The sequence below is a fragment of the Acidovorax sp. ACV01 genome, assembly GCF_014851495.1.
Classification (GTDB): Bacteria; Pseudomonadota; Gammaproteobacteria; order Burkholderiales; family Burkholderiaceae_C; genus Acidovorax; species Acidovorax radicis.
Genome location: NZ_JACUZT010000007.1, coordinates 261,704 through 274,992, shown reverse-complemented (window position 1 = coordinate 274,992; position 13,289 = coordinate 261,704). Strand labels below are relative to the sequence as shown.

Sequence of the window (13,289 nt, the reverse complement as noted above, 5' to 3'; positions counted from 1 at the left end):
CTGGGCCAGTGGACGCCGTGGAACTGGCTTTGCCAGGCCACTGGCATCGGCCCCCTTCCCATCGCGCAGCGATGAGAGAAGGGGGAAGCGGCGCAGCCGCTCAGGGGGTTGTCACACGATCGCGAAGTGCTCGGTACCCGACGCAAGGTCGGGCGACTTGGCGCGCTGGCTGTTGAGCTTGATCTGCAGGCGCAGGTCATTGAGCGAGTCGGCGTTGCGCAGCGCATCTTCGTACGTGATCAGGTTGGCCTCGTACAGGTCGAACAGCGCCTGGTCAAAAGTCTGCATGCCGAGGTTGCGGCTCTTCTTCATGATCTCCTTGATTTCGTGGACATCGCCCTTGAAGATCAGGTCGGAGATCAGCGGTGTATTGAGCATGATCTCCACGGCGGCTGCCCGGCCCTTGCCGTCCTGCTTGGGGATCAGGCGCTGCGACACCATGGCGCGCAGGTTGAGCGACAGGTCCATCAGCAGCTGTGGGCGGCGCTCCTCGGGGAAGAAGTTGATGATCCGGTCCAGCGCCTGGTTGGCGCTGTTGGCGTGCAGCGTGGCCAGGCACAAATGGCCGGTTTCCGCAAAGGCCACGGCATGCTCCATGGTTTCGCGGTCGCGGATTTCGCCCATCAGGATCACGTCGGGCGCCTGGCGCAGCGTGTTCTTCAGGGCCGCTTCCCAGCTGTCGGTGTCCAGGCCCACTTCGCGCTGCGTGACCACGCAGTTCTTGTGCGGGTGCACGAATTCCACCGGGTCTTCCACCGTGATGATGTGGCCGAACGAGTTCTCGTTGCGCCAGTCCACCATGGCGGCCAGCGTGGTCGACTTGCCCGAGCCCGTGGCTCCCACCAGGATGCACAGGCCGCGCTTGGCCATCGTCACTTCCTTGAGCACCTGGGGCACGCCCAGTCCGTCGATGGTGGGCAATGTGAGCGGAATCGTCCGCATCACCATGCCAACCTTGCCCTGCTGGATGAACGCGTTCACCCGAAAGCGCCCGATGCCCGCGGGCGAGATGGCGAAGTTGCACTCCTTGGTGCGCTCGAAGTCCGCCACCTGTTTGTCGCTCATCACTGCGCGCGCCAGCGTGAGCGTATGGTTGGGCGAGAGTGGCTGGGGCGACACTTTGGTCACCTTGCCGTCCACCTTGATGGCGGGCGGAAACTCCGCGGTGATGAACAAGTCGCTGCCGTTGCGACCCACCATCAACTTGAGCAGGTCATTGATGAATTTACTGGCCTGATCGCGTTCCATCAGAGTTTCTCCCGGGTCTGTTCGTCGGTCGGTCGACCGTGGGTCTTGGTTCGCCGCATCATTACTTCTGGTTGTCGCTCAGGCGGGCACTCACTACACGCAGGCGCAGCGACAGTTTGCGGGCCAGCAGCGCAATCAGGCTGGCGGCCAGCTGCGGGTCCTTGGTCATCATGTCGTCCATGGCTTCGGCGCTCAGCACGGCAATTTCGCAGTCAGTGAGCGTGGTGCAGGCCGAAAAGCGGATGCCGCTGTCGAGCAGCGACATCTCGCCCAGGATATCGCCCGGCCGTGTCTCGGCCAGGCGCAGCTGTTCACCCCAGGGCTGCACGCGGTCCACCGCAATGGTGCCGGTGAGCAGCACCACCATGAAGTTGCCGTACTCATCCTGGCGGATCACGTCGCGGTTGGAGGGGATGGCCGCGAATTCGAAGAAGCGCTCCATGCGCTCCACGGCGTCCTTGTCCAGGTGCGCCATGTATTTGTCCTTGGCCCACAGCCCCTGCAGCAGCTTGCCGCCACGGCTCGTGGGCAGGCGCTTGGCGCCCACTTCCACCGCACGGGCTTCCCAGGGCACCAGCATCGAATCGTCCACGCCCTGGCCGGCAAAGGCCGTGGAGAACAGCACGGAATCCGTGTGATCCTCCGCGGGCTTGCCACCCCGGGTTTTCATTTTCAGAAGGCTCAGAATGCCTTTCATACAGTGCTCCGGTGTGCGGCACATCGTGAGGCCGCTAGGTACATGGGTGGGCGCAGATCAGCCAGGGAAATTCTCAGGAATCTTGGCCTTGGCGCGCGCCTCGGCGGGGCTGATGATGTTGCGCCGCACGAGGTCGGTGAGGTTCTGGTCCAACGTCTGCATGCCGACGCTGTTGCTGGTCTGGATGGTGGAGTACATCTGCGCCACCTTGGCCTCGCGGATCAGGTTGCGGATGGCGCTGGTGCCCAGCATGATTTCGTGTGCCGCCACGCGGCCCGAGCCATCCTTGGTCTTGCACAGCGTCTGCGAAATCACGGCCTGCAGCGATTCGGAGAGCATCGCGCGGACCATTTCCTTTTCTTCGGCGGGGAACACGTCGATGATCCGGTCGATGGTCTTGGCGGCGCTGGACGTGTGCAGCGTGCCGAACACCAAGTGGCCCGTTTCCGCCGCCGTCATGGCCAGGCGGATGGTTTCCAGGTCGCGCATTTCGCCCACCAGGATGGCGTCCGGGTCTTCGCGCAGCGCGGACTTCAGCGCGGCCGCGAACGACAGCGTCATCGGGCCCACTTCACGCTGGTTGATCAGGCACTTCTTGGACTCGTGCACGAACTCGATCGGGTCTTCCACCGTGAGGATGTGGCCGTACTCGGTTTCGTTGAGGTAGTTCACCATGGCTGCGAGCGTGGTGGACTTGCCCGAGCCCGTGGGGCCGGTCACCAGCACGAGGCCGCGAGGTTTGAGGGCCAGGTCACCGAAGATCTTGGGCGCATTGAGCTGCTCCAGCGTCAGGATCTTGCTCGGAATGGTCCGGAACACGGCGGCCGCGCCGCGGTTCTGGTTGAAGGCGTTGACCCGGAAACGTGCCAGGCCTTCGATTTCGAACGAGAAGTCGACCTCGAGGAACTCTTCATACGTCTTGCGCTGCGAGTCGCTCATGATGTCGTACACCATGGCATGCACCGTCTTGTGGTCGAGCGCATCGACGTTGATGCGCCGCACGTCGCCGTGGACCCGGATCATGGGCGGCAGGCCTGCGGAAAGGTGCAGGTCGGAGGCCTTGTTCTTGACGCTGAACGCGAGCAGTTGGGTAATGTCCACGGAGTCCCTCTATCGTTTGGTACGCTTGCCAAACATTATGACCACGATTGCTAACAACCTCCAACAGGTTCTGGGCAGGATGGCGCAGGCATGCAAAGCTGCCGGGCGCGATCCGGCCGGCGTTTCCCTGCTGGCGGTTTCCAAGACCTTTGGCGCCGACGCCGTGGCCGAGGCCGTGGCCGCCGGCCAGCGCGACTTTGGCGAGAACTACATCCAGGAAGGGGTGGACAAGATCGTCGCCCTGCGCACTGCCCAGCCCGGCGTGGCGCTGCAGTGGCACTGTATCGGGCCCATCCAGAGCAACAAGACGCGCCTGGTGGCCGAGCACTTTGACTGGGTCCACACGGTGGACCGCCTGAAGATCGCCGAGCGCCTGTCGGCCCAGCGCCCGGAGCACCTGGCGCCGTTACAAATATGCGTGCAGGTCAACATCGATGGCGGCCCTACCAAGTCGGGCGTGGCGCCGACTGAGGCCTTGGAATTGGTCCGCGCTGTCGCGAAACTGCCACGACTGGTGGTGCGCGGGATCATGAGCATTCCGGACCATGCTCCTGAATTTGAAGCACAACGCGCCCTTCATGCGAGCGCCAAGGCGCTTTTCGACCAGATAGCGGCGCTGCAGGAACCCCGCCTCGAGCGCTTCGACACCCTGTCCCTGGGCATGACGGCCGACCTGGAGGCCGCCATCCACGCCGGCAGCACCCTCGTGCGCGTGGGCACCGGCATCTTCGGCGGGCGGGCCTACCCCGCCGCCTGAAGCGCGAGAAGGCCGATCAGCCCGGCAACTGGAACCGCGCCACGCAATCCAGCGCCGCTGTTACATCGGCCTCGCTCACATCCAGATGCGCCACCCAGCGCAGGCGGGTGGCGCCGCCATAGAGGCTGCTCGTCACCCGCACGCCGTGCTCGGCCAGCCAGGCCGTGAAGGCCGGGGCCACATCCGCGTGCAGGTCGGTGAAGAGGATGTTGGTCTGCCAGGGGTGGACCGTGATCTTGCCCTGCAGCACCGGATGGCTCTGGTTGATATCGCTCAGCCCCTGGGCCAGACGCGCCAGGTTCGCGTGGTCGTCGGCCAGGCGGCGCACGTGGTGCTCCAGGGCGTAGTGGCCCGCAGCAGCCAGCACCCCGGCCTGGCGCATGCCGCCGCCCAGGATCTTGCGGGTGCGGCGCGCCTGGCGGATGAAGTCGCGCGAGCCCAGCACCAGCGAGCCGACCGGTGCGCCCAGGCCCTTGCTCAGGCACAGCGACGCTGAATCGAAATGGCTGCACAGCGCACGCGCCTCGTCATACACATCGGTGCCGTGGCGCGCCGCATTGGCCGTGGCGGCGTTGAACATCCGTGCGCCGTCCAGGTGCATCGCCAGCCCCCGGCTGCGCGCCAGCTGGGCCACGTCGGCGATGTAGGCGGGCGGCAGCACCTGGCCGCCGGTCGTGTTCTCCAGCACCACGAGGCGGGTGCGCGCGAAATGCGGGTCGTCCGGCTTGATGGCGGCGGTGATGTCGCTGACGCGCAGCGTGCCATCGGGCTGGGTTTCCACGGGCTGCGGCTGGATGGAGCCCAGCACCGCCATGCCGCCGGCCTCCCAGCGGTAGGTGTGCCAGCTCTGGCCCACGATGGCCTCGTCGCCGCGCTGGCAGTGGCCCCACAGCGCAATCAGGTTGGTCTGCGTGCCCGAGGGCGCGAACAGCGCGGCCTCGAAGCCCAGCAACTGCGCCGCATGCTCCTGCAGTGCGTTCACCGAAGGGTCGTCGGCAAACACATCGTCGCCCAGCGGGGCCTTGAACATGGCCTCGCGCATGGCGGGCGTGGGCTGGGTGACGGTGTCGCTGCGAAAGTCGGGCATGGGCGCGGTCCTTGTGGGTCGGGTCAATGAATGCAATGACCGGCCATGGTAGCGGCGCTCCGTGGCGGCTGCCGCTGTGGGGTTACGGCCCCTTCCCAAGCCGCGGCGTCAGGGCCGGTTCATCTTGCAGTCGGTGCCTTGCGCCAGCTCATTGCCGGTGTAGGCCGCATCGGTGCGAAAGCCGTAGTTCGTGCCTTCCCAACCGGCCTTGACCGTCTTGCCGTCCACCGGCGCGATGGTGTTGACCACCTGCGGCAGCAGCAACTGGTGGTCCTCGCCGCGCATGCGCACGGGGCCCACCACCGAGTCGATGGTCAGGTCTTCCAGCGCGCGTGCCACCTTCACCGGGTCCGTGGACTGTGCCTTGTTGATGGCCGCCGCCAGAAAGCGTGGCGTCATCTCGATGCGTGGTGCAAGGAAGTCCTTGGTCGTCTTGGCCTTGTAGGCCTTGGCGAGCGCATCCACTTTGGGCGTATCGGCCTGGCCCGGGTGCCATTCGGCCACCCAGGTCAGCTGGCCCTGTTTGGCCTGCGACACCGCCAGCACCGTGCCAGGAATGGAGCCCGCGCTGTGGTTGAAGTAGCGCAGGTTGTAGCCCGCGTCGCCCGCGGCTTTCAGCAGCAGCGTCATGTCCTGCCCCCAGTTGCCGGTGATGATCGAATCGGCCTCGCTGCTCTTGACCTTCGCCAGGTAGGGCGCGAAGTCCTTCACGCGGCCGATGGGGTGCAGCGCCTCGCCCACGAACTGGATGTCGGGCCGCGCCAGGCCCACCATTTCCCGGCCGTAGTGCGCCCACTGCTTGCCGTGCGCGTAGTCCTGGTTCAGCAGATACACTTTCTTGATGTCCGGCTGCTTCTTGATGTAGTTGGCAATCGCCTTCATCTTCATGGCCGTGTTGGCTTCAAACTGGAAGTGCCAGAAGTTGCACGCCTTGCCCGTCAGCTCGGGGTCGATGGAGGAGTGGTTCAGCACCAGGATCTCCTTGCCCGGGTTGCGCTGGTTGTGGCGCGCCGCGGCCTGCACCAGCGCGGTGACCACCGACGAGCCCGAGCCGCCGGTCACGATGGCCTTGGCCCCCTGGTCGATGGCGGCCTGCAGCGCGCTCTGGCTCTCCTGCGCCGAGAGCTTGCTGTCGAACTGCAGCAGCTGCAGCTTCACGCCCTTGAGCACGCCACCCTTGGCGTTGATGTCCTCGATGGCGTACTGCGTGTGCGTGAGCATCAGCTCGCCCACGTTGGCGAACGGGCCGGACAGCGGGTCGATGTAGGCGACCTTGAAGGTCTCCTGCGCGCTGGCGGCCGTGCCGATGAGCAAGGCTGCCGCGGCGGCCAGTGGGGTGGTGAGGAAGGCGGTATTCATGGTGTCTTTGTCTCCTGTCGTAGTAAGGCTTGTCTTGGTCTGACGGGGCGCCGCCGCAGAGGGGCGTGGGGTGCTATGCGGTTTCCCGCTTGCGTGTGCGCCGCAGGCCCAGCACGCGCCAAGCCAGTTGTGCCAGCTCCTGCGCCACCTCGTCCTGCGACAGGCGGCCGTCGGGCCGGTACCAGTTGTAGAGAAAGCCGGGCAGGCTGCATGCGGCCAGCGCGGTGATCTTGGTGTCGTTGAACTCGAACATGCCGTCGTCGCGGCCCTGTTCGAGCAGCGCGCACAACTGGTCGTAGAAGTGGTTCGCTAGATCCTTTTGCGCCGCCAGGTACTCGGGCCGGTAGACCTGCGGTTCGCGGTACGGGAAGAACGCCGACGGGTGGTGCGCCAACGTGGCGCGGATCAGCCGCTCGATGCCCTCCGTCACCTTCACATGCGCAGGCCGGTCATCGTCCGCCGCAAAGTCCATCGCAGTGAAACACGCTACGGCAGGCGCCCACGACAGCGTCTCGAAGATCTCCTGCTTGTTGCGGAAGTAGTAGTACACAAAGGGCTTGGTCACGCCCAGCCGCTGCACGATCTGCTCGATGGTGGTGTTGGCGTAGCCCTGCGCATCGAACAGCGCCTCGGCTGCGCGCAGGATGCGTTCGCGCTTTTCGTCCGAGCCGGCCGTGGCGGCCTTCTGGCGGCCGCTGGCCTGCACGGGGGGCTGCTGTTTCATGGCTGTCCTTTGCGCGACGTTTGATTTATACCCATGGGTAGCATTGTTCTACCGAGCGGTATATATTGGCAAGACGCTGGCGGGTGCGGCCACCCAGAGAAAACCCTGAGTGGCCGCCAAGAACCAGCGATTCCAGACACCTCGGAGACAACGCCATGCCTTCTGCCGCACCGCAGCTGCCGCTGCACGAAAATCTGCGCCGCCACGCGCGCGAAACGCCCGACCGCATCGCCTACCTCTGGTACGGCCAGCCCCTCACGTGGGCGCAGCTTGATGCGGCCAGTGATGCATTTGCCGCGCGCCTGCAGGCGCTGGGTGTGGCCAAGGGCGAGCCCGTGGCGCTGTTCATGAACAACTGCCCGCAGTACGTGATGGCGCACTACGGCATCCAGAAGATCGGCGCCATCGTCTGCCCTTGCGGACCGCTGAACAAGGAGCATGAGCTCGAATACCAGCTCACCGACCTGCAGGCCCGCGTGATCGTCGCGGCCGACGTGCTGCTGCCCGTGGTGGACAAGGTGCGCGCGAAGACCGCGCTGGAGCACGTGTTTGTGGCGCGCTATGCCGAGCTGCTGCCCGAGGGCGCGCCCAGCATCGACATCCCTGCCGAGCTGCTGGCCATGCGTGCAGCAGCGACTCCAGTGCCCGCAGGCTGCGAAGACTTTCTGGCCGCCACCCGCACAGGCGCGATGCCCACGCCCGTGGCGCTGTCGATGGACGACGTCTCGCTCATGACCTACACCTCGGGCACCACCGGCCTGCCCAAGGGCGCGATGCTGAGCTACGGCAACGCTACCTTCAAGACCGCCGCATCGGCCGACTGCAACGGCATGACACCGCACGAAACGCTGCTGGCGGTGGCGCCGCTGTACCACATCGCCGGCATGGTGATGGGGGTGAACCTGCCGGTCTACACCGGCGCTACCGCCGTGCTGCTGTACCGCTTCGACCCGCTGGGTGTGGCCCAGGCGCTGGAGCGCCACCGCGTCACCTGGTGGTACAGCATCGCGCCCATGAACGGCGCGCTCATGCAGGTGCCCAGCGCGCGCGGCATGGACTGGAGCGCGCTGCGCCGCAACCCGGTCACGAGCTTCGGCATCACCTTCACCGAGGCCCTGGCCCAGCAGTGGCAGCAGTTTGCGCCGCACTGCATCTCGCACGAAGCGGCCTATGGCCTGTCGGAGACCCACACGGTGGACACCGCCATGCCGGTGGACGCCATCCGCTGGGGCACGCAGGGCAAGCCCGTGCCGGGCAACACCATCCGCATCGTCGACCCCGACACCGGCGCGCCGCTGCCCACCGGCGAGGTGGGCGAGATCACCATCCACGGCCCCGGCAACTTCAAGGGCTACTGGAACAAGCCCGACGCCACGGCCAAGACCCTGCGTGACGGCTGGGTCTACACCGGCGACATGGGCAAGATCGATGCGGACGGCTACCTCAGCTTCATCGGCCGCTTCAAGGAAATGATCAAGGTCTCGGGCTACAGCGTGTTCCCCGAAGAGGTCGAGACCCTGCTCATCAAGCACCCCGCCGTGGCCCAGGCCGCCGTCATCGGCGTGCCCGATGCGGAAAAGGGCGAGGTGGTGCGCGCCTTCATCGTCAAGAAGCCCGGCCAGGACGTGGACGCCACTGCGCTCGTAGCCTGGTGCCGCGAGAACATGGCGCCCTACAAGGCTCCCCGCGAGGTGCGTTTCATCGACGCTTTGCCCGCCACGGGCGCGGGCAAGGTGCTGCGCCGCCTGCTGCGGGATATTGCGTGATCTGACGAGAATTAGACTGCTGGCGCCGGATGAATATGCGCTGGCAGCTATACAAAATATAGCGACTGCCCCATGCCATCTTCTGTTCTGTTCACCAAAGTGCTGGTTGCCAATCGGGGCGAAATCGCACTGCGCACCGTGCGCGCCTTGCATGACCTAGGCATTGCCAGCGTGGCCGTGTTTGCCGACGACGACGCCGCCAGCCCCCATGTGCAAGCGGCCACCTCCGCCGTGGCGTTGGGGTCGACCGGCTCGGCGGCGTACCTGGACGGCGCACGCCTCATCGCCATTGCCCAGGCGCAGGGCTGCGATGCCGTGCACCCGGGCTACGGCTTTTTGAGCGAGCGCGCCGACTTCGCCCGTGCGTGTGCCGAGGCGGGGCTGCGCTTCATCGGCCCCACGCCTGCGCAGCTCGCGCTGTTCGGCGACAAGGCGCAGGCCCGTGCGCTGGCGCAGCAGCAGAGCGTGCCGCTCATGCCCGGCACGCAGGCGGCGGTGACGCTGCAGGAGGCGCAGGCCTTCTTCGCGCAGCACGCCCGTGCCGGCATCGTCATCAAGGCCATCGGCGGTGGCGGCGGGCGGGGCATGCGTGCGGTGGCGTCGGCCGATGACTTGCCCGCTGCCTACGCGCGCTGCCGCAGCGAGGCGCAGGCCGCCTTTGGTGTGGACGGCGTGTACGCGGAGCGCCTGATGGGCAACGCCCGCCATATCGAGGTGCAGGTGCTGGGCGACGGGCGCGAGGTGATCGCGCTGGGCGAGCGCGAGTGCACGCTGCAGCGGCGGTTTCAGAAGGTGGTGGAGATCGCGCCCAGCCCTTCGTTGCCCGCGCCGCTGCGCGAGCGCATCACCACCGCCGCACTGTCCATGGCGCGGGCGGTGCAGTACGAAGGCCTGGGCACCTTCGAGTTTCTGGTGAACTTGGCGTCGAGCGACCTGCCGTTTGTCTTCATCGAATGCAACCCGCGCCTGCAGGTGGAGCACACCATCACCGAAGAGGTCACCGGCGTGGACCTGGTGCAGGCACAGATCGCGCTGGCCGCGGGCCGCACGTTGCAAGACATCGGCCTCGACCCTGCCGCACCGCCTGCCGTGTTGGGCTTTGCCGTGCAGTGGCGCATCAACGCCGAGACGCTGGACGCGCAGGGCGGTGCCACGCCCGGCAGCGGCACGCTCCTCCGCTTCGACCTGCCCACGGGCCCCGGCGTGCGCGTGGACACGCACGGCGCAGCGGGCGCCACGCCGTCGCCGCACTACGACACGCTGCTGGCCAAGCTCATCGTGCACACGCGCAGCCCGCGTTTTGCCGATGCACTGCGCCGCTCGCAGCGCGCACTGGCCGAATGCCGCATCGAGGGCGTGGCCACCAACCTGGCGCTGCTGCAGGCCCTGGCCGCGCGGCCCGAGATGGAGAGCCAGCAGGTGCACACGCGCTGGCTGGAGTCGGTGCTGCCGGAGCTTTTGGTTGCTACTAAAAATATAGCTATTAAGGCAGATTCGACTAGCGCTATAGGGCAAGAAGACCCGCATATCGCCTCTGACACCACTGACGGCGCCGTGCTGGCCCCCATGCCCGCCCGCCTGGTGCAGCTGAGCGTGGCCGAGGGCGACGTGGTCGCTGCCGGCGCCGAGCTGGCCGTGCTGGAGGCCATGAAGATGGAACACGTGCTGCTGGCCCCGCATGCGGGCCGGGTGGGCACGCTGTGGGCCGTGGCGGGCAGCTACCTGGCGCAGGGGCAGCCGCTGCTGGTGCTGGAGGCGGTCGCAGATGCGGCGGCTGTGGAAGCGCCGGGCAGCGCCGCGTTCGACCCCGACCACATCCGCGCCGACCTGCAGCGCGTGATCGACCGCCACGCCTTCACGCTCGACGCCGCGCGCCCCGAGGCGATCGCCAAGCGCCACGCGCAAGGCGGCAGCTCCGCGCGCGAGAACATTGCCGACCTGTGCGACGACGGCAGCTTCATCGAATATGGGGCGCTGGCCATCGCCGCACAAACACGCCGCCGCAGCCTGGACGACCTGATCGCCAACACGCCGGCCGACGGCATGGTCACGGGCATCGGCGGCATCAACGGCGCACTCTTCGGGCCCGAGCAGTCCCGCGCCGTGGTCATGTCGTACGACGCCACCGTGCTGGCCGGCACCCAGGGTGCACGCAACCACGCCAAGACCGACCGCATGCTGGGCATCGCCCTGGCGCAGAAGCTCCCGGTGGTGCTGTTGGCCGAAGGCGGCGGTGGCCGCCCGGGCGATACCGACATGCCCATCGTGGCAGGCCTGCATGTGCACACGTTCGCCAGCTACGCCGCGCTGTCGGGCCAGGTGCCGGTGATCGGCATCGCGGCCGGGCGCTGCTTTGCCGGCAACGCGGCGCTGCTGGGCTGCAGCGACGTGATCATCGCCACGCGCAGCAGCAACATCGGCATGGGCGGCCCGGCCATGATCGAAGGCGGCGGCCTGGGCGTCTTCAAGCCCGAGCAGATCGGCCCGAGCCGCGTGCAGCATGCCAACGGCGTGATCGACGTGCTGGTGGAGGACGAGGCCGGTGCGGTGCAGGCTGCGCGCCACTACCTGTCGTTCTTCCAGGGCCGCACATCGCAGTGGTCTGCACCCGACCAGCGCCTGCTGCGCGCCGTGGTGCCAGAGAACCGCCTGCGCGTGTACGACACCCGCACGGCGATGGAGGGCCTGGTGGACGAGGGCAGCCTGCTGTTGCTGCGCACCGGCTTTGGTGCCGGCATCCACACCGCGCTGGCGCGCATCGAAGGCCGCCCCGTGGGCATCCTGGCCAACAACCCGCAACACCTGGGCGGCGCCATCGACGCCGACGCGGCCGACAAGGGCGCGCGCTTCATGCAGCTGTGCAATGCGCATGGCTTGGCTCTGGTGAGCCTGGTGGACACGCCCGGCTTCATGGTCGGCCCCGAGGTCGAAGCCACGGCCCAGGTGCGCCACGTGAGCCGCCTGTTCGTCACCGCCGCCAGCTTGCGCGTGCCCACCTTCAGCGTGGTCCTGCGCAAGGGCTACGGCCTGGGCGCCATGGGGATGACGGCCGGGGGCTTCCATGCGCCCGTATTCACGGTGGCCTGGCCCACGGGCGAGTTCGGCGCCATGGGCCTCGAAGGCGCGGTGCGCCTGGGCTTTCGCAAAGAGCTGGAGGCCCTGCCCGAAGGCCCCGAGCGCGACGCGCTGTTCGCCAAGCTGCTGGCCAAGTCTTACGCCAACGGCGAGGCGCTGCACATGGCCGCCACGCTGGAGATCGATGCGGTGATCGACCCGGCCGACACCCGGGCGTGGCTGGCACGGGGCCTGGCGTCGGCGAAGGTGGCGCCGCTGGGGCACCGTTTCGTGGACACGTGGTGATAAGCTGACCCGCTGATTTGTTCAACGGAGAGACTGCCCATGCCCGGCCTTTTGCCCGATATCGACCCTGATGGCCTGCTCGAATTTTCGGTGGTCTACACCGACCGCGCGCTCAACCACATGTCCAAGCGCTTTACCGGCGTGGTGCAGGACATTCTGGGCACGCTGAAAGAGGTCTACCACGCCCACACTGCCGTGCTGGTGCCCGGCAGCGGCACCTTCGGCATGGAGGCCGTGGCGCGCCAGTTCGCCAACAAGGAAAAGGTGCTCATCGTGCGAAACGGCTGGTTCAGCTACCGCTGGAGCCAGATCTTTGATGCCGACACGGGCCTGGGCGGTGGCGCGGTGGTGTGCAAGGCGCGCCGCCAGGGCGATGGCCCGCAGGCACCCTGGGCACCCTGCCCAGCTCATGAGGTGGCGGCCACCATCCGCGCCGAAAAACCCAAGGTGGTGTTCGCGCCCCATGTGGAGACGGCCAGCGGCATCATCCTTTCGGACGACTACATCCGCACGCTGACAGCCGCTGCCCATGAGGTGGGCGCGCTGTTTGTGCTCGACTGCATTGCCTCGGGCGCGATGTGGGTGGACATGCAGGCCACCGGCGTGGACGTGCTCATCAGCGCCCCGCAAAAGGGCTGGAGCGGCTCGCCCTGCTGCGCCATGGTGATGTTGAGTGAGCGCGCGCGACAGGCCATCGACGGCACCACGAGCAGCAGCTTTTCGTGCGACCTCAAGAAGTGGATGCAGATCGCCGAGGGCTATGAAAAGGGCCAGCACGCCTACCACACCACCATGCCCACCGATGCGCTGGTGCGCCTGGCCGAGGTGATGGCCGAGACGCGCGCCTACGGCTTTGCCAAGGTGCGCGACGAGCAGATCGAACTGGGCGCCAAGGTGCGCGCACTGCTCGAATCGCGTGGCTTCCCCAGCGTGGCCGCCGAGGGCTTCAAGGCCCCTGGCGTGGTGGTGAGCTACACCACCGACCCCGGCATCCAGAACGGCAAGAAGTTTCTGGAAGTGGGTTTGCAGACCGCTGCGGGCGTGCCGCTGCAGTGCGACGAAGGGCCCGAGTTCAAGACCTTCCGCATCGGGCTTTTTGGCCTGGAGAAGTGGCACAACGTGGACCGCAGCGTGGGTCATCTGTCGAAGGCGCTGGACCAGATTGCGGCGGCTGCCTGACGGCCAGCCGT

General features: G+C 66.9%; 10 protein-coding genes. 4 read left to right on the top strand and 6 right to left on the bottom strand.

Annotated elements, in window-relative coordinates; all coding sequences use genetic code 11:
- Positions 1-111: 111 nt before the first annotated feature.
- The 3 genes from IB243_RS20690 to IB243_RS20680 all read right to left on the bottom strand — a co-directional run bounded on the left by IB243_RS20690 (position 112) and on the right by IB243_RS20680 (position 3,046).
- Positions 112-1,248 carry a PilT/PilU family type 4a pilus ATPase gene (locus IB243_RS20690; protein ID WP_010463050.1) on the bottom strand — a complete coding sequence of 379 codons (1,137 nt, stop codon included), beginning with the start codon at positions 1,246-1,248 and terminating at the stop codon, positions 112-114.
- 61 nt (positions 1,249-1,309) lie between these two features.
- A complete protein-coding gene (locus IB243_RS20685) occupies positions 1,310-1,945 on the bottom strand; it encodes a Crp/Fnr family transcriptional regulator (RefSeq protein WP_010463048.1) in 636 nt (211 codons plus the stop codon).
- Positions 1,946-2,002: 57 nt separating this feature from the next.
- A complete protein-coding gene (locus tag IB243_RS20680) occupies positions 2,003-3,046 on the bottom strand; it encodes a type IV pilus twitching motility protein PilT (RefSeq protein WP_010463046.1) in 1,044 nt (347 codons plus the stop codon).
- A 37-nt stretch (positions 3,047-3,083) separates the two neighbouring features.
- On the opposite strand from IB243_RS20680, the gene IB243_RS20675 reads away from it, so the two are divergent.
- Positions 3,084-3,803: a YggS family pyridoxal phosphate-dependent enzyme gene (locus tag IB243_RS20675; RefSeq protein WP_192429061.1), complete on the top strand. Its 720-nt coding sequence runs from the start codon at positions 3,084-3,086 to the stop codon at positions 3,801-3,803.
- Positions 3,804-3,819: 16 nt separating this feature from the next.
- Here the strand turns inward: IB243_RS20675 and ltaE are convergent, their stop codons facing one another.
- From ltaE to IB243_RS20660, 3 genes are all read right to left on the bottom strand, one after another.
- The gene (gene ltaE, locus IB243_RS20670; protein ID WP_192429059.1) at positions 3,820-4,890 is read right to left on the bottom strand and encodes a low-specificity L-threonine aldolase; all 1,071 of its coding nucleotides are present in this window, start codon (positions 4,888-4,890) and stop codon (positions 3,820-3,822) included.
- A gap of 108 nt (positions 4,891-4,998) precedes the next feature.
- Complete coding sequence (locus IB243_RS20665) at positions 4,999-6,249, bottom strand: branched-chain amino acid ABC transporter substrate-binding protein (RefSeq protein ID WP_140426321.1); 1,251 nt, start codon at positions 6,247-6,249, stop codon at positions 4,999-5,001.
- 73 nt (positions 6,250-6,322) lie between these two features.
- Positions 6,323-6,973, bottom strand: a complete 651-nt coding sequence (locus IB243_RS20660; RefSeq protein ID WP_192429057.1) for a TetR/AcrR family transcriptional regulator — start codon at positions 6,971-6,973, stop codon at positions 6,323-6,325.
- A 155-nt stretch (positions 6,974-7,128) separates the two neighbouring features.
- Between IB243_RS20660 and IB243_RS20655 the strand changes: the two genes are divergently transcribed.
- The 3 genes from IB243_RS20655 to IB243_RS20645 all read left to right on the top strand — a co-directional run bounded on the left by IB243_RS20655 (position 7,129) and on the right by IB243_RS20645 (position 13,278).
- On the top strand, positions 7,129-8,739 hold the full coding sequence (locus IB243_RS20655; RefSeq protein ID WP_192429056.1) for an AMP-binding protein: 1,611 nt from the start codon (positions 7,129-7,131) through the stop codon (positions 8,737-8,739).
- 72 nt (positions 8,740-8,811) lie between these two features.
- Entirely contained in the window at positions 8,812-12,099 is a 3,288-nt protein-coding gene (locus IB243_RS20650) for a carboxyl transferase domain-containing protein (RefSeq protein ID WP_370540369.1), read from the top strand.
- 39 nt (positions 12,100-12,138) lie between these two features.
- Positions 12,139-13,278: an aminotransferase class V-fold PLP-dependent enzyme gene (locus IB243_RS20645; RefSeq protein ID WP_192429054.1), complete on the top strand. Its 1,140-nt coding sequence runs from the start codon at positions 12,139-12,141 to the stop codon at positions 13,276-13,278.
- Positions 13,279-13,289 lie beyond the last annotated feature (11 nt).

What these genes read in the sequence shown, in the direction of transcription:
- IB243_RS20690 (WP_010463050.1), bottom strand. Translation starts at nt 1,248, where the DNA reads ATGGAACGCGATCAGGCCAGTAAATTCATCAATGACCTGCTCAAGTTG.
- IB243_RS20685 (WP_010463048.1), bottom strand. Translation starts at nt 1,945, where the DNA reads ATGAAAGGCATTCTGAGCCTTCTGAAAATGAAAACCCGGGGTGGCAAG.
- IB243_RS20675 (WP_192429061.1), top strand. Translation starts at nt 3,084, where the DNA reads ATGACCACGATTGCTAACAACCTCCAACAGGTTCTGGGCAGGATGGCG.
- ltaE (WP_192429059.1), bottom strand. Translation starts at nt 4,890, where the DNA reads ATGCCCGACTTTCGCAGCGACACCGTCACCCAGCCCACGCCCGCCATG.
- IB243_RS20665 (WP_140426321.1), bottom strand. Translation starts at nt 6,249, where the DNA reads ATGAATACCGCCTTCCTCACCACCCCACTGGCCGCCGCGGCAGCCTTG.
- IB243_RS20660 (WP_192429057.1), bottom strand. Translation starts at nt 6,973, where the DNA reads ATGAAACAGCAGCCCCCCGTGCAGGCCAGCGGCCGCCAGAAGGCCGCC.
- IB243_RS20655 (WP_192429056.1), top strand. Translation starts at nt 7,129, where the DNA reads ATGCCTTCTGCCGCACCGCAGCTGCCGCTGCACGAAAATCTGCGCCGC.
- IB243_RS20650 (WP_370540369.1), top strand. Translation starts at nt 8,812, where the DNA reads ATGCCATCTTCTGTTCTGTTCACCAAAGTGCTGGTTGCCAATCGGGGC.
- IB243_RS20645 (WP_192429054.1), top strand. Translation starts at nt 12,139, where the DNA reads ATGCCCGGCCTTTTGCCCGATATCGACCCTGATGGCCTGCTCGAATTT.